The sequence below is a fragment of the Levilactobacillus parabrevis ATCC 53295 genome, assembly GCF_001434055.1.
In the GTDB taxonomy this organism is placed as follows: Bacteria; Bacillota; Bacilli; order Lactobacillales; family Lactobacillaceae; genus Levilactobacillus; species Levilactobacillus parabrevis.
In genome coordinates this window covers 36008-57550 of sequence record NZ_AZCZ01000007.1, presented here as the reverse complement: position 1 = coordinate 57550, position 21543 = coordinate 36008, and the positions used below count along the sequence as shown (strand labels likewise).

The following is a 21543-nucleotide window of genomic DNA, read 5'->3' as shown; positions in this document are numbered from 1 at the left end:
CTGTCACGTGGGAGCGAAAAGGTCGTCTGTCACGGGGATGTGATATTGGTGGACGGACGATGGTTGGCTGGGAATCGCGGACAAATTTCGGTAGGATTGAACTCTGGGTAATCAAATTAAAGCCACTGGGGAGTTTTTACATATGCGGATGAGTCTGTTGGGCCTGGGGATTATCTTGGTGTTGATCAGTCATGGCTTACACCACCATACGTTGCATCGGCTTCAGCAAGGTGCTGTGCGCCAATCGCGGCGGAGCGTCGCGGTGTATCATGGTTTCTTGTATCTTGGCTTGGCGTACGTTGCGGTGGGGCTGTGGCGACCGACGTGGCTGAATCCACGAGTCATTGGTCTGCTATTATTGGTGGATAGCGTGGCGCTTGTCATGAGCTATTGTCAGCACCGTCACCGGCAATATCCGGCTGGTACGCGGGCGTTGTGGCGACGACAGGCGTGGTATTTAGTCAGCAGTCAGATCTTGCTGGCAGTTGTCTTACTGGGGACGTTGGTGACTTTACCAGCGTAGAGAAGCATAGATGGTCATTCGGAGAACCCGTTAACGCTGAAAATCAACGCTGACGGGATTTTTAAGTCATTGGGGGACACAATATGAAACGTTATTCACCGGCTGCCGCGCAGCAAGCATTACTGCAGATACTAGATGAGGTGAATCAGCAACAGGAGATGGTTGTCGTGACACCCACGGACGGCAACGATGCCAGTTCGGTCGTCATTGTCGCAAAGCATGAGTGGGAAGCGCTGAAGGCTGCTTTAGAAGCGGCCCAACAGCCCATGCAAGATACGGGGTACTTGGATCTTGATAAGATTGAATGGGGCTAAAAAAAGCCGCGCTTCCGTGGGGGATAGCGTGGCCGGTTGTTAATTTCCACCAAGGATAAATGCTCTACCAATGGAGGTAACTAAGAAAATAATTTGAAGCGTCAGGTCAATCCGATTCAACGGGTTGGCATCGGTCGTACTCTCGAAAACGTTAAAATGCAGCATTGCAGTGATTAACGAACTAAAGCAGAGAAAAGCAACGATTTTGGGATCCTGAAGGAACAGCATGGCAAACAGTAGAACCAGCGTTAAAAGGATGACACCGATTTTAGCGGGGGTTGCTGAGAAGTGGGCTTCGGTCATGGGTCTTCACCTCGTTTCGCTTAAATGAGAATATGAGATTTCGGTTATAACTTGTTACCATCATACCAGAAAATCTGGTTAAAGGGGTAAATTAATACCTAAAAGTTAAAATAGTTTCCAATCTTCAAACAAATCGCCCGCTAGCATCATTGATTGCTAACGGGCGATTCGACTATCTAAGCGAGAAGAAGCTGTTTGAGGGCGACATAGGAATCCGCTTCGTAGGTGGGATGGTAATCAGTAGATTTCGCAGTATGTTGCGGGTTGAACCAGACGCTGTCGAGGTGGGCGTTGGTTGCACCAAGGATATCGGAATGAAGACTGTCGCCAACCATGACGGTGTTTTCGGAAGTCATCATTGGATATTGCGTGAAAATAGGCGCGAAGAACCGTTCGTCCGGCTTGTCGTAGCCCACGTCCTCGGAAATGAAGACGCTGTCGAAGTAGCGGGTCAGCTGGGAGCCCGCGAGCCGATTGAGCTGGATGGACTTGGTACCATTGGTTCCCGCAATCACCGTCACACCAGCGTGAATGAGCTCTGTCAGAAAGGTTGTGGCCCCCGGCAGGGTGTAGTAATTGTGATCGAGCATACTTTTGTATTGTTTTTCAACGGCGGGGCCATCCACGGTGATTCCCATCGCATCAAACGCTTTGGCAAAGCGAGTATCTAACAGGGGCGCGCGGTCTGCACCCAGCTCGATTTGATGCCAGACGTCCTGATTGATCTTGACATAGGTGGCTAGCCCGCGTTGCACGTCGGTCACGCCATATTTTTGTAGCAAGCGGGTAACGCCTTCGTTTTCGCCACGGGTAAAGTCAAGGAGGGTGTCATCTAGGTCAATAATTGCATATTTTTTCATGAGAGCGCGCCTTTCGAATTGGTTTTGTCGATTTTAGCATAGATTCTGGGGATGATAAAGAAAAAATGGCTCTCCAGGTTTGGAAGAACCATTAGTTAGAAAACAAGGCTTGCTGTGTCTTGAGCGTTAATCTGTGAGTCTTTGGGTTGGCCTGTGTTGTTTCAATATAGCCAGATTGAATCAAACTGGCTAAGGCTTTATTTAAGCGGAAGCGACTAAGACCGGCATATTCAGATAGAGCCTTGTCTGTCAGGGGTTTAACGTATTTCCCGAAGATAGTGGCTTGACACAGAATAAACAGAATGTTTTTGGCCGGTTGCTCAAGCTGAGCATCATCAGTCAAGCTGTTCGCTTTTTGAAGAAGGTCAATGTCATCGTCTAGCTTTTCAATAACCTGCTGTTGACCAGATAGTAAGAGTTGCATCATGGTAATAATAAAGAATGTAGCCTCGCCGGCATTATAGGGATTCGCCATTTCTGTAAATGCTTTGTAGTAAGTATCCTTATTCTTAACGATTGCAGAAGAGAAGGTGATGGCGGACATCATGTCTAGTTTACGTGAGAGATAGGAGCAGACAATGAAACGTCCCGTTCGTCCATTTCCATCGTAGAAGGGATGAACATATTCGTAGAAATAGTGAGCAATAAAACATTTGGGGAGCGAGGGAATGTCATCATCATTCATTTCAATAACCAGTTTCCCTAGGTCCGCTATAATTTGTTCTTCGGATTCATCGCCGCGATGGACAACGCGGTCACCGGAACGAATGACTTCGCCATCCTTTCGAAACTGTTCGCCGTCAGGGAGATCATCGGACTTAATTTCTTGACTAACGAGTTCGTCCCAGATTGTTCGGAAGTCTTGGACATCGTGAATCTTGTTATATTTGTTATCTTGAAACTTGATATATTGGTTGACCAGTCCAGAGAAACGACCTTTGTCACCTTTATTTTGTTTAATACGATCGATAACGGTACCCAATTCTTCCCGAGAGCTGCGGACGTTTTCAATTTCATTGGTGCTCTGTAGTTCATCAATAAGGTTGCTAATAAATACTTGGTCGCGTGCGACTGGGGGGAGTGCAGACATCTTCTTTTCAATTTCACTAGAAAATTTAGTAATCTGTTCCTCAAGTTGGCTAATTTTTAAAACGGGCAGATAAAAAATCTCAAAATGATCACTTGTTCTAAATCCACGTTTAAATGGTGAAATTAACAAGCCGGTCTTTATCGTTAGGAGGTTATCCCGACGCTGATTTACGGCGTCTTGATAGCCAGCTTGGTTTTGGTAATACATGGATTTTAGACTGGGATATTCTTGGGTAGTCATAAGCAACCTCCTAATCTTGATATATTTTTGAATGTTGGCTTAATAATACAAGCTCAACATTCAAAAAACAACGAATTTTTGAATGTTGGCACATAAAATTACCCGCAACATTCAAAAAAACGCGATTTCTTTAATGTTGCGGGTCAAAAATCTCGTGAACATTCAAAAAATGGCACTTTTTTGAATGTTGCTTGCTGGACTTTGCCTGAATAATCAAAATAACGTACTTTTTTAAAGGTGGAAGTTTGGCAATATAAAAGCCGCGTTGTCTAGAGGCAACGCGGTTCTGTAAAATCAAGCAGTTTTTGATCGGAATACCTGTCCCATAATCCACCCCAGAACCACACCAATCAATGCTGGAACGACCCAGCTAAAGCCTTGTGCAGCCAGTGGCAGTTGGTTATTGAGGGTGAGAATTGCACGGCTCCAGCCAGCTTGTTGTAGGCTGCTGGGGAGTGCTGCGACGGCCGAGAAGATGGCTGGGATCAGCGTGAACAGCATTGCTAGGCCGAACAACCAGCGACTTGTGCCCAGCAGGGGTGACAGTACCGCTAACACGATTAAGACGATGGCTAGCGGATACAGGAACATGAGCACGGGTGAGGAGTAGCTGATCAGTTTCGTCAGGCCCACGTTTGCGAAGAGGCATGGCAACACGCTGGCAAAGACAATTAACCAGGTGTAAGACAACCGGGGGAACATCTCGTGGAAGGTATCCCCAAACGCTGAGATCAGACCGATCGCCGTCTTCAGGCAGGCAATAATGACAATTAACGCCAATAGAATATTTCCAAACGTGCCAAAGTACTGGTTGGCAATCTGTGCCAACGTGATACCGCCATTAGCAGCGGGCGCGAACTTGCCCAGACTCATGGTGCCCATCAGGGCCAGTAATGTGTAGATCAGGCCCATCAGAACGACACTGATGGTTCCGGACTTGATCACGTCTTTAGCGATTTGACCGGGTTCGGTGACGCCTAGTGCCCGGATACTGTCGATGACGACGATTCCAAATGCCAGTGAGGCCAAGGCATCTAACGTGTTATACCCTTCGGTAAAACCGGTTGCTAGTGGACTGGTTGCGTAGGCGCCACGTGCAGTCGCTGAGAAGCCACCCATCGGTTTGACGAAGGTGGCTAGAATCAGGAGCCCAAGCAGAATTAGAAAAATCGGTGTTAGCCATTTACCAATGTAAGTCATCAATTTTCCGGGGTTGCGAGCTAGTAGCCACGCGACAACGAAAAATAAAATGGAGAAACTGGCTAGGACCAAGCCCTGATGGCCGCGACTCACAAAAGGGGCGAGCCCGATCTGATAGGACGTTGTGGCTAGCCGGGGGAGCGCAAAGAACGGGCCCACAGTCAGGTAGAGCAACACCGTAAAGATGTAAGCGAAGGGCCGGTTGACGTTGGTCGCCAGGTCGAAGACGCCCTCACTGCGGGTTAGACCGATCCCGGTGACCCCTAATAAGGGTAGGCCAATCCCAGTCAGGAGAAGACCAATGACCGCCAAACCAACGTTATGGCCGGCTTGTTGGCCCAGAAAAACGGGGAAAATCAGGTTACCGGCACCGAAGAAGAGCCCAAAGAGCATCATGCCGATAAATAGGAGTTCCCGCCAAGATAATCGAGTTTTCAAAGTAATCGCAACTTTCTATAAGCATAAAGTACGGTCGTGCAGACCATAGGTAAGCATATCAAAAAAGGGCCCCCGTGGGAACGGGAACCCTCTATAAATTTATTTATCAGCGACGGTAAAGCGCGTTTGATGGTGTTGTGGCTGTTCAATCTCATCTAAGATGGCAACGGCCATGGTACCCGTGGAGGTCCCTGATTCCTGGTTGGCGTTGACTAAGAGTTCATCGTCACCCAGCAAGAATGGCGTAGCGGCGCCGGGATGGAAGTTCGCTGACGGTGATATACCAACCCAGTTGACGTTGTCCACGTCGCGCAGGAAGTTGAGTTCCTTCAGCTGGCTCTGGGGGATGCGCAGGAAGCTTGCGGCGTTAGGATCTTTGGCAATGTCGTTAACGAACAAGTGATGATCATCTCCGGTTTGGAGGCTACCAGCGCCTAGAATGAAGACGAGACGTGGGTGGGTCGTTTCCCGGAACTTGGCGATCAGGCTCGTTGCGAGATCAATGTGTTGGAAGGCCAAGCTCGGTGCGGTTGCAAACGCATCGATAATGACGTCAGCCGTTGCGAAATCGGCCGAAGTTAAAGCAAAGGCATCCTGGACCTTAGTCGTCAGGTTAGGACTGGCGGGCAGCTGAGCGAGTTTTTCCGCAGAACGCGCCAGTGCCGTGACGCTGTGACCGCGCTTTAATGCTTCCGCGACAAGTGCTGAACCGGCCATCCCGGTAGCACCAATAATTGTGATTTTCATGAAAGGACCTCCTATATTTGCTGCGATTAGTATACCGGTTTTAGCGAAGCCCGCCAACAATTATGGCTCAACGTGGTTGCGGGTGTGGTAGAGTAAGAGAAAACGCCGAGGAGGCACTATCATGAAAAGTGTGGTTCAGGGACAGTTGGTTCATCTAACAGAAATGCGTGACGGGGATGCAGAATGGCTTCAAGACACGCAGTGGGAGCCCGGACTCCTGCGGAATTTGTCGGCCGATGCCTTGCATCCGTGGACGGCAGCCGAGTACACCGAGCTGGCGGCAGATCCGGACAGCGACGACAAGTTCTTCTTTATGGTGCGGGCCAATGCTGATGATGGCTTATTGGGCTGGGTGATTCTTGATGAAATTCAGTTGAAGAATCGGCGCGCGGAGTTAGGAATTGCGTTGCCAGTCGCGAGTGATCGCGGCCAGGGCTATGGGGTGGATACCCTCAATACGATTCTGTCGTTTGCCTTCAACGAATTGGGACTGCATAAGGTGACGCTGGACGTTAATGCCAATAATCAAGCGGCACTGCGGGCGTATGCGGCCGTCGGATTTGTTCGTGAGGGGATCAATCGTGAGGCCGTTTATCAGGACGGCCAATGGCTCGACCTGTATCAATTTGGGATTTTAGCCAAAGAGTGGTGGACTGTTTCACGTGGAACAATCCCAGACGAAAACACCACCGGCGATAATTAGAGACACGGTGGTGTTTCACATGAAACATTTAGTCGATGGGCCAGGGTGAATCGGTCGTGACGTGCGCATTTAAGCCAGCCTGTTCCTGACGACGCTCCTTGCGCTGTGCGGTTCGTTGAGGATAGCCGGCGCATAAGTAACGTTGCTCGTCAGTGATTGGTGTGACACTAGGTAGCGGGCTCGTGACGGATTTATCGTCGATGACGTAGGTAATAAAGCAAGTAAACCCGACGAAGCGGTCGCCAGTCGTGAGGTTTTCGCCAATGATTTTGACGAAGACCTCCAGGGAGCGCGTCCCGGTGCCACTGACGTAGGCTTCCAGAATCATCGAGTCGTCGAGGTGAAAGGGCCGCAGAAAGCTTACGTGGTCGAACGAAGCGGTGACGACCGTCTTGTGTGTGAGGCGAACGGCTGCCACGGAGGCACTGTCGTCTACCAGCGAGAGAATCTTACCGCCAAAGACGGTCTGGTGTTCATTTAAATCTGGTTGAAAGACCCGGTGGGTGGTCACAATAAGGGTGGCGTTGCAGGATACGGGCTTAGGTTGAGTTGTCACAGGTGTCACTCCATTCGTTAACAGTTACCTTCATTCTAACAGACTGCAAATTAGGTTACAGTATTATTAACTTTTCGCTATTTCTTGGCGGAATCATAGAGGTTCAGTCGCTGGCTTTGCTATACTGAACCTAAATTAAGCAGGAGGGGTGATCGTGTGAATTATCGTGGCGAACCGTTGGATCTGATTCCAACACTAGACTTGGCACAGACGTATCCGTTGTTGGAATGCACGTTGAGCCTGATGCACCCCATTGATGTCAAACGACTGACAGCGGCGGTAAAGACAACGCAGACCGTGGTTCCGCAAGTCCTTAGTCGCTATAACCTGCGACGCAATCGATTTGAAGAACAGCCGGCAAGCATTGACCACGTAATCACGGAGTACAGTGCCAGTCACGATCCGGGTCGTGGACGGCTAGACGTTTTACAAGGACCGCAGCTAAAGATTCAAGTAATTCATTACGCTGATTACGATCAATTACGATTGATCATGAGCCGCCTGTTGACCGATGGCGAGGGCTTCAAGCACTACTTGTACCTACTAGCAGCCGCCTATGATGGGCAAGACTTGGCAGACTTTGTGAATGAGCGAAGCGTTCGACGCATCTTGAACTACTTGCGGCACCCTCACCGACCTATTCCACAAATGGCCGATACCCCAGTAGTGGAGGGCTTTCCGCAATTACGAGGGGATGTCCACTCACATAAGGGCGAGGCCTTGATTCCCCGTGTAGAGAGTCGGCGCCTGCAACAGCGGGCACGGCAACAGGGCGTCACCATGAATGCCGTCCTCCTATCAGCCTATGCGCTGTCCCTGTTCTCCTTGACCGGTGAACGGCAGTTGGTGATTCCGTATCAGGTTGATCTGCGATTGCAAGGGCCAGTGGCGGCGACCAATGTTGTGCAAGTGGCCAATTTGACCAGCGAAATGCCAGTCCCAATCATGGTCCAGGAGGGAGATACGCTTCAGGACGTGGTGGTACGAACGCAGGAAACGATCAGTCAGTTGCGTGATAGTCTGGCTTATCTGGCACCATTGGTCGAAATCAACCGGATGAGTCGGGCTTTGCCACCAGAAATTGTCCGGCGTTTGGCCGGTAAACACCGGGAACAGGCACTGGTTTCCTTTGCCAACTTCGGTCACGTCGACCACACGCGGCTGAAGTTTGGGGATACCCGGGTCACGCAGATCTACTTTGCGGGAACCTACCGGGCCATGCCGAGCTTCCAACTGACGGTGAGCGCCTATCATGAGGCGTGGACGCTGGCATTTCGGATGCTGGGGTCAGAACCAGATTATCAATTAGGGATTAAAATTTTGAAGAATGTCGTGGCTCAGCTGAATCAATGGGATCACGGCAAGTAAAAATGCGAGCCTTACCGCTTTGGGTGAGACGCGCATTTTTGGTGAATCGTGTTAATTGAGGGCCTTAACGTACTTGGGATTAGCGGTAATGTAGCCGCCAGCGACCCGGTAACGCAGAGTGCCGGCAGTCGTGGTGCTGGTTCCCCGGGAGTAGTCCCAGCCGAGGACTTTAAAGACAGCGTGGGCCTTTTTCGGATAGTGCTTATTCTTCTTTGTCAGATTGACTGTGGCGTAGCGATTAACGGCAGTCTTGGCCTGAACCTTGGTTGGCACTTTATACTGGCCAGCGGTGACAAAGTGCTTGTTAGCGGAGACGTACTTGCCATTGGTGAGTAGGAAGCGCGTCGTGGCGTTATGCGTAACGACTTTTTTGACGGTGAGTCGGGTACCTTGCTTATAGGCTTTCTGCGGTTGCTTGAGCGCGGCGGAGTTGTAGCCGTTGATGCCACCCGGATTGATGACCGTCACGACTTCAGGGGCACTCTCATAGTAAGTGCGGGTGACGTAAGCTGATTGGGTCGTGATGTAGCCAGTCTGACCATAAGTCGCGGAACCACGAGTGGTGTCGCGGACTTGATAGCGGGCGTTGCCGGCCGTGGATTTAGTCGTGCCGATGACGGTAAAGGTCGGCTGTTTCAGCTGTGGTTTTTGGACGAACCAGGCAAGGCGACTAGCAGCCGAAAAGTCCTTGCTACTGTAAAGCCCAATTTTCTTGGTGGCTGTGACGGCAAAGGGCTGAAAGGTCGCAGTGTCGGGTTCGGTTGGAGCTGGGTTGTTAGGTGTTGGTATCGGTGTAACTGGAGGGGACCCCGGAATTCGCGATGTATCTGAAGGTTCTAGCACGTAGTGAACATTTCCACTCGGTGTAGAATCTGATCCATCGTACGCGGCAAATAGAGCAGCTGTTGAATCGAAGCTGGTACTTCCTTTGGGATCGTAATAGAGATAATTGTCAGATAAGTTGTGATATAAGAGGGATGGTGTTTTGCTGAGTAAAGTAACATTGCCATTGCCAACATCCACCCAATTACCGGTAAAACTGCCAATTGATAGATTGGGTTCCTTAACGGTTGTCTGATTAAGAATAATTGAGGGACTCAGCGTGATGTCCGTAACAACATCGTCGGCATCAAATATGTTGGAAAAGCCATCGGTGCTATTCATATTTTGTGATGAAAAGTTTGCTAGGTTGATCACCAGTAAAATTGCACATTTTTGGGTTAAATTGTTAATACTAGTAATGTGGCTCGAATCAATTTCTGATAGATCTAGATAAACGAGCTTCTGGTCCATTCCGAACATAGTAGCAAGGCTATGATTGTTTGCGTCGAGAAACTTAGGAGCTGTGAATGTTCGTAGGGCAGAATTAGCGTAGAACATAGAGGACATGTCGGTAACTTGACTAGCGTCGATATTCTTTAAGTTTAAGTAGTTCGTTACATTTGGAAAACCAGCAAACAGATAGGATGAATCAGGACTAAGTGTAAGTGTATTTGAAATATTTATGGTGGAGACTTTATTCTTAAAGTCGGTTACAGTAAGGCCGGCGGTGTTTCCTAATTGTAAATCATGTAATAGTTGCCCACCATATTTATCTATGGGTCTACCAGAAAATGGTGGCAAAGTTCCACCTTTAAGCGTCAGGGTGCCGTCCTCTAAAGTCCAAGGAACGCTGTTTTCTCCAGATCCGATAATTCCTGAATAAGTTTCATCAGACGTGGTTTCGTCCGCCAGTGCCACGGTGAAATTGTGACCAGCCTCAGAATTGTTGCAACTATTTCCATATCCAAATAGAGGACTCAATCCAACCGCAACACCCAAAGCAATTAAACCAAACTTCCATTTCATACTGAACGGCCCCTCCCTTGAAAACGAATGATTAACGATTTAAAACAATTGATGGACTATATGATTAGATTAACATTTCACAAGAATAAAAGTTGAAATTTTGACTTGCTAATATCGAACTGAAATTACATCTTTATGCTTATAATCGGGGATATAAGCTGCCGACTGAAGCAACCCTTCATGACAGGGAAAATGTAAGAAATGACACATATCGTGTTGAATTGAGCAAATTTATCTATCAAAAAAGGACATCCAGAAAATGCGTCTAGATGTCCTACGCTACAAATTAAATTAAGCCTTAGCCGTATTACCTTGATGCTTCACCAGTCCCAGTGCACCCGCATTGCAGACAAACAACATGACTGCCATGGCGGCGTAGGATTGGCCGGTCAGACCGACTAATGGGGAGGCTAGGCCCCCACAGGCGTTCTGGGCCAGACCAATGACGGCGGAAGCGCCCCCAGCATTTTTCGTCGCTTGGTCCATGATGATCGTCACTGTCAGCGTGAATAGCGCGCCGATTAGGATAACCATTGCGAGGACCAAGCCACTGACGACCCAGACGTTGGCTGGGAAGAGGAGCGTGGCCAATAAGACCAGACTCACACCCGCCGCTATCGCCAGCAAGCTCGTGACCTGTTGTCTGTTGGAGTACCATCGCGAGAGTTGTCCCGGTAGGTTACTGCCGACCACAATCCCCAGGCCGTTAAAGGCGTAGAGCAGACTAAATGTCTGAGGCGCCATCCCGAATCCCGTCTGGAAGACGAAAGTCGAGGCCGAGATGTAGCTGAATAAGCCACCGTAAACCAGTCCCGTGGCCATAATCAGAGGCCAGAAGGCGGGTTGAACGACCAGTCGACCCATGGCCCCCAGCGAGCTTTGGAAGCCCCCAGTTTGGCGTTCGCCAACGGGAAGTGATTCCGGCAAGCCCAGCGCTACCGCAAGAGCGATTGCCCAGCCGATGACGGCCAGCAGAATGAAGATGGCTTCCCAGTCGACATAGTGGATCATGAAGCCCCCAATGATTGGCGCAATAATTGGAAAGACGCCGTTGACGGTGTTGAGCAACGCATAGAAGCGCGTCAGTTTCTTCCCGGAGAAGAGGTCGCGAGCAACGGCTCGGGCCATGACTTGGCCGGTTGCCCCGGCTAACCCTTGAATGAATCGGAGAATGATTAATAAAGTAATCGAATGAATAAAGGCCATCGCGAGTGAGACCAGGCCAAAGATGACAAATCCCGCGATGAGTGGCTTGCGGCGGCCATACTGGTCCGATAGTGGCCCAGCAATCAGCTGACCGAGGGCCAGTCCAATCAGGCAAGCCGTGATACTTAGTTGCATCAGCGAAGCGCTCGTGGCAAACTGGGTTCGCATTTGCGGTAAGGCTGGCAGATACAGATCAATGGCCAGTGGTCCAGTGGCACTGACGGTCCCCAGCAAAAGTGTCAACCAGATTTGCCGGCGCCGTGTAAGGATAGGATTCAAAAGCAGTCAGCCCTTTCAACGTATTATAAATTTCGCAATAACCAGGGATGACGACGCTGGACCGCCACTCTACTAGCAGAATGGCGGTCCAGTACGGTCATTATGTAAGGCAAAGCGTATTGTATTATTATTGCTGGAAACGATTGAATTTGCAAGCCGAAAAGTGACAGGAACCTTGCAATTGCGTCTCAATCTTGTAAATTTTGCGTAAAGCTTGGGACTTTGAGAAGGTTAATGATATGATTAAAAGCGTCCCTGTCGACCAAAATAAATGTTCGTAGTGCGGCGGGTGGTGTATGATAATAACATAATTAGTGATTCCCGAGAATAAGGAGTGCCATCATGAAAAACTTAAAGGAAATTTTGAGTTGGATTGTGCCAGTCGTCATTGGGCTAGCGATTGCCTTAGCCCTCAAACAGTTCGTGTTCACGCGTGTGCGGGTCGATGGGCCATCCATGGAGCCTAACCTGAATAATAATGAAAAGGTCTTTGCTTGGAAGATGTCGAAGGTCAAGCACCTGAGTGTCATCGTTTTCGATGCACACGGTGAAGACCCCGCCGCCAAGCCCAATACTAACTACGTCAAGCGAGTTATTGGGTTGCCCGGAGATTCGGTGAAGAGCAAGAATGGTTACGTCTACGTAAATAATAAGCGAATCGACCAGAGCTTCATCAGCACCAGCGAACGGACTTCCGGAACTGGGAATTGGACGTTAGCCGGTCTCCAACGCCAAAATGACTGGCAAGGTGGAAACAATGGGAAGATTGCCACGGTCGTACCTAAGGGCAAGTACTTTGTCTTAGGGGACCATCGGAGCGTATCCAACGATAGTCGTTACTGGGGCTTCGTCGATAAGGATAAGGTCTTAGGTGTCGTCAAGGTGCCATTCTGGGCTTCTAGCAAGACCAAGCGGGTCAACATCAACTCATTAGCTTACTAAATGAAATTAAACAGGATAAGTAGAGCGTCGGCAGTCACAGCCATTGGGGTTGGGACTGCCGACGCTTTTTAGTAGTGGTCGTCAGATTAATTTGAAGGATACGCTTACATTTCGTAAGAATCGTAGTATCGTAGAGGTTATATGAAAAGAATTGAGGAGATGAATCTCATCAAGAATACATTAAAACAGCGGTGGACGGCCTTGATTCTGGGTTTGGTCATCAACGCATTTGGCAGTGGACTTACAGTGGCGGCCAACATGGGAGCCAGTCCGTGGATGGCGTCCGAAGTCAATCTGAGCGAGTGGTTTAAGATTGGTATTGGCTGGCCGGTTTTTGTGGTCAGTTGTTTGGCCGCAGTTGCCAATCAATTCTTATTGCGGCGGTGGGAACCGCGGCGCTTCTTCGGCGAGATTGGATTCATGTTTTTCGTGAGTTTCTTCGTCAACTTTTTTACGGCGATGTTCTATCGCATGGGCATCCTCAAATTGTCGATGTTTACGCGCGGCTTCCTCGCGGTGGCTGGCGTCACTATCTTTTGTATCGCGATATCACTGTATCAGCGGGCCAACCTGGTGATGCATCCTAACGACGATACCACGAATATTTTGCGGTTCATGTATTGTCACGGTAACGTACTTCATGCGCAACTGTTGAATTTCATTCCACCGGTCACCATTATCGTAGTGAGTTGGATCGTGACCCACAACCTCTTTGCGATTAATTTAGGGACGGTCTTCGCGTTGATCTTCACCGGAACCATCATTAACCTGACGGATCGGTTTATTTGGCCGGGCCTCAAGCATAACTTTGCGGTGCGCCCGGTTGAGGAGGCGACGAACGATTAAGAATTCAATGCCACAGCGCTGGCTGGCGTTGGTGTTGGGGTTAGTCGTCAATGCGTTTGGTAATGGGCTGTCGGTGGCCTCCAACATGGGCACCAGTCCCTGGACGGCCTCAGAGGTCAACCTGAGTCATTGGCTGGGCACAAGTGTGGGCCTGGCCATCTTTGTGGTCAGTTGTCTAGCTGCAATCGTTAACCAGCTGCTCCTGCGTCACTGGGACTTGCCACGACTGTTAGGTGAAATCAGTTTCGTCTTTTTCTTCAGCTACTTCGTTGATATTTTCTCGGGGACCTTTACCAAAATGGGAATTATGCGAGTACCGGCGTGGGGGCGCCTTCTGCTGGCAATTACCGGGATCATGATTTTCTGTGCGGCGATTTCGCTGTATCAGCGGGCTAATCTGGTCATGCACCCCAACGATGACACGACGAACATCCTCCGCTTTCTCTATTGCCACAATAACGTGGTGGTTGCCCAGCTCTTGACGTTTACGCCGCCGGTTATCATTATTCTGGTGTGCTGGTTCAATACGCATCAGCTGTATGCGGTCAACTGGGGGACACTGTTTACGCTCCTCTTTAACGGGACGTTGATTGGTCTAGCGGATCGTTTCATTTGGCCGCAGTTGCACCATAATTTCCGGGCGAATGCGGCTCACTGATCAGCTTGACTTTTAGCTGAATTTAGAATATGCTTGCGCACGTAGTTTAGGGAAGGAGGCGGCTCATGCCTACCACAGGAAATGACTCGGACATTGTAAAGTGGCTCTCGATTGCCAATCGTTATACACGGATTGCCCTGGATCGGCGGCTACAGCCGTATCGCCTGAATGCCAGTATGTATTACTATATTCTTCGGCTTCACGAACAACCCCGGCTCACGCAGGATAAGTTGATCAGTTTGACCTATCTCAATCCCAGTAACGTGACGCGAGCAGTCAATCAGCTGGTCAACTTGGGTTACGTGCGTAAGCGCCAGTCCAAGCTGGATCGCCGAGTCTATGAGCTGTCGCTGACTAAACGTGGTGAACGACTTTATCCGGAGATTGTTAAGATCCGCCAAGAGGTCGCGAACAGTCTGCTTACGGAAATTCCGGCGGCGGACCACGATGCTTTAGTCGATCAGATTCGTCAGTTAGCACTGACAGCGGTGGCCAACGAGACACCGGGACCAGCGCAAGATTAAGTTAATTTAGATAAGAGGGTGGCGCACTGCTAGGCGGGGCGCCATTTTTACTGCGCCCATCTGAAATCGGTTACAAGAAAGGGTTGACAGAGATCGTTAACGGTCTTATGCTTAGATTGTAAATGAGTGAGTACACACTCACTAAAGGAAACAGGTCAGGAGGAGTTTACATGGTAACCAACACGATTGACGTGCGGGATGTGGCGAAGAAGTTCGGCAGTAATCCCGTACTCAAAAAAATTAGTTTGCAATTGCCAGTGGGCCAGATCATGGGGCTGATTGGTCCCTCGGGTGCCGGTAAGACCACGCTGGTCAAAGCCATTCTTGGCATGGAAAAAGTGGACGCCGGAACGACGACAGTATTGGGAACGGCGATGCCCAACCGCAAAGTCATGCAGCGGATTGGCTACATGGCTCAGAGTGACGCCCTTTATGAGGACTTAACGGCGCGCGAAAATATTCGCTTTTTTGCCGAACTGATGAGTGTTCCCAAGTCAGAGCTGACGGAAGCAATCGCGCATGCAGCCCAGGTCGTGAATTTAAATGATGCTCTGGACCGCCGTGTATCAGCGTATTCTGGTGGGATGAAACGCCGGTTGTCTTTGGCCATTGCGTTGGTCCAAGACCCAGAGTTGTTGATTTTAGATGAACCGACTGTCGGTATTGATCCCGAACTACGGCAGCAAATTTGGGCGGAACTCTACCAACTCAAGTCTCAAGGGAAGTCGATCCTGGTTACGACGCACGTGATGGATGAGGCCGAGCACTGTGATTACCTCATGTTGATTCGTGAGGGAATCGCATTAGCGCAAGGGACACCGGCGCAGTTGGAAAAGGATTATGATGTGGCAACAATCGAACAAGTCTTTTTGAAAGCGGGGCGGCTACAAGATGAGAGTCATCGCAATCTTTAAACGTGTTTTACGTGAAATGATCCGGGACAAGCGGACGCTGGCACTGATGTTCCTCGCGCCCCTGTTTATCTTGACGTTGATGTATTTTCTCTTCAATACGAGTTCGGATACCGTGGCGAAGATTGGGGTCAGTCGGGTAGATACGACAGTGGTCAAGGCCATTAAAAACAAGCATGTTAAAATAACGCACTATAACGCCAATGCAACGGCAAAGGATAAAGTGCGAGAGGACAACCTGGCCGCCTTCATCAAGCAACGGGATGGCAAACTAACGGTGACGTATCAGAATAGTCAGCCTAGCGACTCAGCCTTGGTACGACAGGCGTTACAGGGTGGTCTGACTAAGATTAAGGTCCAGGCCCTAGCCGCCGCTACACAAGCGCAGAAAAAAGCTTTGCAACAACAGGCCAAGGTACTGAAGACGTTGGTCGCACAACAACAGAAGATGGCGGTCGCCCAGGGAGCAAAGGCTGGCACGATGCCGATTCAGTCGCAACAGACAAAACTCAAGGCGCCAACAACTTACAGCATCACGAGTCACTATCTCTATGGTAGTTCGGATTCAACCTTCTTTGATACGTTCCTGCCAATCTTGTTGGGGTTCTTCGTGTTCTTCTTCGTCTTCTTAATCTCAGGAATTTCGTTGTTAAACGAACGGACAACGGGAACATTGACGCGTTTACTGGCGACCCCGATACGTCGTGGAGAAATCATTACCGGTTATTTGATGGGGTACGGATTGTTCGCGCTGGTTCAGACTGTGATCACCGTGACCTTTGCGCTGACGGTCTTCCAGATTCACATGATCGGGAGTGTCTGGCTGATTCTCTTGATTAACTTCCTCTTGGCGCTGGTGGCATTGTCCATGGGAATCTTCGTGTCAACCTTTGCCAATTCAGAATTCCAGATGATGCAGTTCATTCCAATTCTCGTGATTCCGCAAGTCTTCTTCTCGGGCTTGATTCCGGTCGACCAGATGGCCAATTGGTTACAGTGGATCGCGCACATCTTCCCACTATATTACGGCGGGAATGCCCTGATGAACGTAGCTACGCGGGGTGTGGGCTTCGCTGGCATTGCCGTTGAGTTAGGCATTCTGGTACTGTTTGCGGTACTCTTTACCGTTTTGAATGTTGTAGGAATGAAACGCTATCGGAGGGTTTAAAATGGAAAAAGACACGAGTATTAGTGAAGCCTTTCAGGCCGTCATGGCGGCGAATGGTGATATTCCACCTAAGCAACAACAGGTCTTGGCGGCAAGCCTAGAGCTCTTTGCCCAGCAGGGATTTGACAGCACAACGACTAAGCAGATTGCCGAAAAGGCAGGGGTTGCCGAAGGGACCGTGTATCGGCGATATAAGAACAAGGATGAGCTGCTAGCTGGGGTGCTGGCGCCCTTTATGACGCAGGTCTTACCTAGCCTGATCAAGGAGTTTGCTCAGAAGGTTGTTGCGCGGCCATACCTAACGCTCCACGAAATGATCAGTGCGATCGTGGAAGACCGGCTCGCTTTTATTAAGGAAAATGGGGCAATCTTGCGAGTCCTGATTCGCGAGATTTCGGTAAGAAATGACTTGAGAAGTCAATTTATTACGCACGCGGCACCGCTACTACAGGATAATTTATTTCCAGTGTTGGATCGACTGAAGGCCAGTGGTGAACTGGTTGACTGGCCTGATTCACGGATTGCCCAGTTTATGATTGGGACGATGCTCACGGAATTGGTACGGGTCGTTTTACTTCCAGAAGACGTGACGCACGCGGCACCGTTTATTATTGAATTTATAGAAAAGGGTTTGGCGCCCAAATAGTGACGTTAAAAAGGTGGCGTGATTGCCGCCTTTTTAGTCGTCACGGTGTTTAATTTGAGTCGCGGGGTCGATGTCGAAAACGTGTTGGGCAACGCGTAGAAAGGCGGTCATTTCCGGTGTATTTTCCTTACTGGTCCGGTGGGCCATAATGAGCTGGTAGGTCAGTAGGTGGGGGTCAAGGGGAATGGCTCTGACGGTCGGGGCCGTCGCTACCGGCGTTGGCAGGATGGTCCAGCCACAGCCACGTTCGACCAATTGTTGAATCGTTGAGAGACTATTCAGTGTCAGAATGGGCTGTAAGAAGAGGTGATGGTCCGCCATGAAGCGCCGCGTGATTTCACCCAACACCATCTGGAGGTTGCAGCCAATGAAGGGCTGGTGGAGGAGTGCGGTTAACTGCTGAGGATTGGTAACTTGCGATAATGAAAAGGGGTACGTCGTTGGCACTAGAACACTAAAGACTTGATTGCGCATGATGCGGTAGAAAAACGCACTGTGATGCGCCGATTTAGGGCCGATGTAAATGTCACTTTGATTGTCAGTCACGGCCTTTTCCGCAGCGAGTGAGGGCATCTCGTGAATGTCGAGGTGGTATTGAGGATATTCTTGGAGAAACTGACTGCCTAGGTCAGGAAGAATCTGGGCGGCCATGCTTTCGGATAGAGCAATCGAAAGGTGACCAGATTTGGATTGTGCAAGTTCGTGCATAGTCTGGTCGAGATCACTGAGTTGTTGCTGGATTTTTTGTAAGCCAGTGAGATATTCCGTACCGGCATAGGTGAGTCGGGTCGGTTTAGTTGTACGGTCGATTAGGAGAATGCCTAACTGTTGTTCGGCTTCCTTAATCGTCCGACTGATATAGGGTTGAGAGACAAATAAATGCTGGGAGGCGGCCGTGATACTCCCTAGATTTTTAACCGCCGTTAGGATTTCGGCGAGCCGCGTGGTACTGAATGCCATGGTAATCACCTCACTATTAGTATAACCATTTGGTTCTGAAAACGGTATCATAAAAGCATTAGACTTTGTGATTTATCGAACTATACTAAAACTATTCAGTCGAGTTTCTCCAGATAGTTGAGAAAGGTGAGTTCAGATGAGTAAAAAATACAAGTTTCTTGAACCCTATACATTTGCGAATGGTGTCAAAGTAAAAAATCGAGTGGTCATTCCCCCAATGACTGAAGCCTCGGGCTTTGAGGAAGGGTCGATTACGTCCGACGAACTCCGGTACTTTCGGATGCATAGTGGTGGGGTTGGACTGTTCATTTCTCCCGTCGCCAATGTTTCCGTGAGTGGTAAGGGATTCGAAGGTGAACTGGCCATTACCGATGATCGCTACCTTCCCGGCTTAACGAAGATGGCCAGTGCTATGAAACAGAATGGGACGAAGGCCATTCTGCAAATTTTCCATGCGGGACGCATGTCGAACTCTAAGATTTTACGTGGCGAGCGGCCCGTTAGCGCAAGTTCTGTTGCTGCTGAACGGCCAAACGCCGAAGTACCCCGTGAATTGACTGGTGATGAAATCGATCAAATTATCACGGACTTTGGTGAAGGCACGCGGCGGGCCATCCAGGCCGGATTTGATGGCGTTGAACTCCACGGAGCGAATACTTACCTGCTCCAACAGTTCTTCTCCCCCCACTCCAATCGGCGGACCGATAAGTGGGGTGGCGACGTTGACGGTCGGATGAGTTTTGCGTTAGCCGTAATCAAGCGCTGTCACGAGGTGATCCAACAGTATGCTGATCACCCATTTATCCTCGGCTACCGGCTATCACCGGAAGAAATTGAAACCCCAGGGATTCGACTGGCCGATACGCTACATCTGGTGGATGTGTTGTGTGGTCAACCGTTGGATTACCTGCATATCTCAATGGGATACGCTTGGCGGACGTCGCTTAATGACCAGGCTGATACGGAGCCGTTAATTCTAAAGATCAAGCGGCAAGTCGCTGGTCGACTGCCATTGATTGCGGTCGGCTCTGTAGAGAAACCGGCCGATGCGGAGAAGGTCATGGCTGCCGGCATTGACTTTGTTGCGTTGGGTCGCGAAATGTTGCGGGAGCCTAATTGGGTCCAGAAGGTTGCGGCCGACGACGAGGCTGGGATTCGCTACACCATTTCCGAACAAGACCTGGACGAACTGGGAATTACTCCGGCCATGTGGAATTTCTTGATTGTCCGCTTGAAGTCAGCGATGCATATCTCAAATCAACCCGATTATGATAAGGATCAATTTGATCATAAATTAGCACCACACGAAGGTGCTTAGAGACTGACTTGATGTAAGGGCCTGGGATAAAAACTCAGGCCCCTTTGTCATGCCGTTTTACATGGCCGGCCGAGATTAATTGCGTCCATCCCGGGAAAGGGTTAGAATAAACTCAGATTAAATTATGAGATTTCAATGAGATTTATTGTAAGCCATTTGAGAGAGGAGTCATTTTATGTCAGGAACTAAGACTGATCATGAATTAACCGCTGCTGAGACCGCAGACCTACACGCTGATCTCCAGCAACAGCCGGCGCACGATGTCGTGAGTCGCGCGGTCATTAAGAATGGGGTGCTCGCTGCTGCCGAGGATCCACAAGCCGCCGTACGGTTGAACCGAACCTTTTCCGTAGAACTTGATACGGGGAAAGTCTCTAATCAAAAGCACTCTGGTCGTTGCTGGCTATTTTCCACGTTGAACACGATTCGCCACCAATTCGCGGCGAAGTATAACGTGAAAGATTTTGAGCTATCACAGAGTTACCTGTTCTTCTGGGATAAGGTAGAGCGGGCCAATATCTTCTACGACAACATTTTACGGACGGCGGACAAGCCTCTCGATGACCGAGAAGTAGCGTTCTATCTGAGCCGCCCCGGCGATGACGGTGGCCAATGGGCCATGGGGGCGGCACTTGTCCAAAAGTATGGGGTGGTTCCAGCCAGTGCGATGCCGGAATCCTTTAATACCAATGATACGACCGGCTTCGCTACCACGCTGAACTTAAAACTTCGCAAGGATGCTTTGGCCTTACGCCAGTTGGTGGCAGATGGTGCCAGCGAGGATCAGATTGCGACGACCCGGGCGCAGGCCTTGAAGGAAGTTTATCGGATGGCAGCTTACTCATTTGGCGAGCCACCAACCACGTTTGACCTCGAATACAAGGACGATAAGCACCAGTACCATCGTGATGCGGGTCTAACTCCCCAAGGTTTCTTTGAAAAGTATTTCGATATTGATTTGGATGACTACGTGGTGATTTCTAATTCACCAGACAAGCCATTTGATCAGTTGTACAGCTTACCCAGTCAGGATAATATCGTAGGTGGTAAGCACATTACCTTCTTGAATTTACCAATGGCAGAGTTAAAGCGGACTGCAATTGCGCAGCTACAGAGTGGCGAAGCCGTTTGGTTTGGGAACGATGTCTTGCAGCAGATGAGCCGCGAACGGGGCTTCCTCGATAGTCAATTGTTTAAGACGGCCGACTTATTTGGCGTCGACCTGAGCCTGACCAAGGCACAACGGTTGGCCACGGGTGAGGCTGAAGTGACCCACGCGATGACGTTGACCGGGGTCGACTTGGTTGACAGTGATCCAACCCGCTGGAAGGTTGAAAACAGCTGGGGCGAGAAGAATGGTGATAAAGGTTACTTTGTGATGACGGATGACTGGATGGATGATTTTGTCTATGAGGTGGTTGTTCACAAACGATTCTTAACACCGGAGCAACGGGCTGTGTTGGCTACAACACCTAAGGCTTTACCAGCTTGGGATTCTTTACAGTAAAGTAATTGAGAGCATCTTGACAGTTGTGTTGAGATGCTTTTTGGTTGCTACGGGATAGAAAAAGCCGCCCCTGGTTAGGAGGCGGCAATCATTGCTTGGTTGGGGCAATGACGTGTCATCGTTAATGACAAAAATTGAGTTGGTTAAATCGGTTTCTGAATTAGATTCATCTTAAAACGAAAATGTGAAGAAATTGTGAAGACAATTTATGAATTAGTGATACAAACAATTAGATTTAGGATGAATTGAGGTCGAATGCGACCAATTCAGGCGTTGGATTACATTTTTCTAATTGCTTACGCATAGTTTTGGGTGAATTATGGCGGTGCTAGAGGATAATATTTGAGAATAATTGAAAAATCTTATTAATCGTATATTAAATAGCTAA

Annotated in this window: 22 protein-coding genes; 13 read left to right on the top strand and 9 right to left on the bottom strand. The window is 49.4% G+C overall.

Annotation, left to right across the window (positions count from 1 at the left end):
• Positions 1–142: 142 nt before the first annotated feature.
• Positions 143–523, top strand: coding sequence for a hypothetical protein (locus FD07_RS03095; RefSeq protein ID WP_020088844.1), 381 nt, complete (start codon positions 143–145; stop codon positions 521–523).
• 83 nt (positions 524–606) lie between these two features.
• Positions 607–837 (top strand): hypothetical protein, encoded by a 231-nt coding sequence (locus FD07_RS03090; protein WP_020088845.1) that lies wholly within the window; start codon positions 607–609, stop codon positions 835–837.
• 39 nt (positions 838–876) lie between these two features.
• Here the strand turns inward: FD07_RS03090 and FD07_RS03085 are convergent, their stop codons facing one another.
• The 5 genes from FD07_RS03085 to FD07_RS03065 all read right to left on the bottom strand — a co-directional run bounded on the left by FD07_RS03085 (position 877) and on the right by FD07_RS03065 (position 5715).
• Complete coding sequence (locus tag FD07_RS03085; RefSeq protein WP_020088846.1) at positions 877–1140, bottom strand: hypothetical protein; 264 nt, start codon at positions 1138–1140, stop codon at positions 877–879.
• 176 nt (positions 1141–1316) lie between these two features.
• The gene (locus FD07_RS03080) at positions 1317–2000 is read right to left on the bottom strand and encodes a YjjG family noncanonical pyrimidine nucleotidase (protein ID WP_020088847.1); all 684 of its coding nucleotides are present in this window, start codon (positions 1998–2000) and stop codon (positions 1317–1319) included.
• A gap of 91 nt (positions 2001–2091) precedes the next feature.
• Complete coding sequence (locus tag FD07_RS03075; RefSeq protein WP_020088848.1) at positions 2092–3330, bottom strand: Fic family protein; 1239 nt, start codon at positions 3328–3330, stop codon at positions 2092–2094.
• A 294-nt stretch (positions 3331–3624) separates the two neighbouring features.
• Positions 3625–4968 (bottom strand): branched-chain amino acid transport system II carrier protein, encoded by a 1344-nt coding sequence (brnQ, locus tag FD07_RS03070; RefSeq protein WP_027825920.1) that lies wholly within the window; start codon positions 4966–4968, stop codon positions 3625–3627.
• A gap of 99 nt (positions 4969–5067) precedes the next feature.
• Entirely contained in the window at positions 5068–5715 is a 648-nt protein-coding gene (locus FD07_RS03065; protein WP_020088850.1) for an NAD(P)-dependent oxidoreductase, read from the bottom strand.
• A gap of 121 nt (positions 5716–5836) precedes the next feature.
• Between FD07_RS03065 and FD07_RS03060 the strand changes: the two genes are divergently transcribed.
• Entirely contained in the window at positions 5837–6418 is a 582-nt protein-coding gene (locus FD07_RS03060; protein WP_020088851.1) for a GNAT family N-acetyltransferase, read from the top strand.
• 28 nt (positions 6419–6446) lie between these two features.
• Here the strand turns inward: FD07_RS03060 and FD07_RS03055 are convergent, their stop codons facing one another.
• Positions 6447–6974, bottom strand: a complete 528-nt coding sequence (locus FD07_RS03055; protein WP_020088852.1) for an acyl-CoA thioesterase — start codon at positions 6972–6974, stop codon at positions 6447–6449.
• 156 nt (positions 6975–7130) lie between these two features.
• Between FD07_RS03055 and FD07_RS03050 the strand changes: the two genes are divergently transcribed.
• Positions 7131–8342 (top strand): condensation domain-containing protein, encoded by a 1212-nt coding sequence (locus FD07_RS03050; protein ID WP_020088853.1) that lies wholly within the window; start codon positions 7131–7133, stop codon positions 8340–8342.
• A gap of 51 nt (positions 8343–8393) precedes the next feature.
• On the opposite strand, the gene FD07_RS12765 is transcribed toward FD07_RS03050, so the two are convergent.
• Positions 8394–9539: a DUF5776 domain-containing protein gene (locus FD07_RS12765; protein ID WP_235804781.1), complete on the bottom strand. Its 1146-nt coding sequence runs from the start codon at positions 9537–9539 to the stop codon at positions 8394–8396.
• 942 nt (positions 9540–10481) lie between these two features.
• Positions 10482–11675, bottom strand: coding sequence for a multidrug effflux MFS transporter (locus FD07_RS03040; protein WP_027825921.1), 1194 nt, complete (start codon positions 11673–11675; stop codon positions 10482–10484).
• A gap of 342 nt (positions 11676–12017) precedes the next feature.
• On the opposite strand from FD07_RS03040, the gene lepB reads away from it, so the two are divergent.
• The 7 genes from lepB to FD07_RS03005 all read left to right on the top strand — a co-directional run bounded on the left by lepB (position 12018) and on the right by FD07_RS03005 (position 17370).
• Complete coding sequence (gene lepB / locus FD07_RS03035; RefSeq protein WP_020088856.1) at positions 12018–12617, top strand: signal peptidase I; 600 nt, start codon at positions 12018–12020, stop codon at positions 12615–12617.
• 141 nt (positions 12618–12758) lie between these two features.
• Positions 12759–13463, top strand: a complete 705-nt coding sequence (locus FD07_RS03030; RefSeq protein ID WP_235804780.1) for a hypothetical protein — start codon at positions 12759–12761, stop codon at positions 13461–13463.
• Between the two features lie 7 nt (positions 13464–13470).
• A complete protein-coding gene (locus tag FD07_RS03025) occupies positions 13471–14121 on the top strand; it encodes a hypothetical protein (protein ID WP_020088858.1) in 651 nt (216 codons plus the stop codon).
• Between the two features lie 65 nt (positions 14122–14186).
• Entirely contained in the window at positions 14187–14645 is a 459-nt protein-coding gene (locus FD07_RS03020) for a MarR family winged helix-turn-helix transcriptional regulator (RefSeq protein ID WP_020088859.1), read from the top strand.
• A 170-nt stretch (positions 14646–14815) separates the two neighbouring features.
• Positions 14816–15559 carry an ABC transporter ATP-binding protein gene (locus FD07_RS03015; protein WP_020088860.1) on the top strand — a complete coding sequence of 248 codons (744 nt, stop codon included), beginning with the start codon at positions 14816–14818 and terminating at the stop codon, positions 15557–15559.
• Positions 15537–16724: an ABC transporter permease gene (locus FD07_RS03010; protein WP_020088861.1), complete on the top strand. Its 1188-nt coding sequence runs from the start codon at positions 15537–15539 to the stop codon at positions 16722–16724. The genes FD07_RS03015 and FD07_RS03010 overlap by 23 nt, the downstream gene beginning before the upstream one ends.
• 1 nt (position 16725) lies before the next feature.
• The gene (locus FD07_RS03005) at positions 16726–17370 is read left to right on the top strand and encodes a TetR/AcrR family transcriptional regulator (RefSeq protein WP_020088862.1); all 645 of its coding nucleotides are present in this window, start codon (positions 16726–16728) and stop codon (positions 17368–17370) included.
• Between the two features lie 33 nt (positions 17371–17403).
• Here the strand turns inward: FD07_RS03005 and FD07_RS03000 are convergent, their stop codons facing one another.
• Complete coding sequence (locus FD07_RS03000; protein WP_020088863.1) at positions 17404–18330, bottom strand: LysR family transcriptional regulator; 927 nt, start codon at positions 18328–18330, stop codon at positions 17404–17406.
• Positions 18331–18466: 136 nt separating this feature from the next.
• On the opposite strand from FD07_RS03000, the gene FD07_RS02995 reads away from it, so the two are divergent.
• Together FD07_RS02995 and FD07_RS02990 are read left to right on the top strand one after the other, a co-directional pair.
• The gene (locus FD07_RS02995; RefSeq protein WP_020088864.1) at positions 18467–19648 is read left to right on the top strand and encodes an NADH-dependent flavin oxidoreductase; all 1182 of its coding nucleotides are present in this window, start codon (positions 18467–18469) and stop codon (positions 19646–19648) included.
• Positions 19649–19823: 175 nt separating this feature from the next.
• A complete protein-coding gene (locus FD07_RS02990; protein ID WP_020088865.1) occupies positions 19824–21155 on the top strand; it encodes a C1 family peptidase in 1332 nt (443 codons plus the stop codon).
• The last annotated feature ends 388 nt before the right edge of the window (positions 21156–21543 follow it).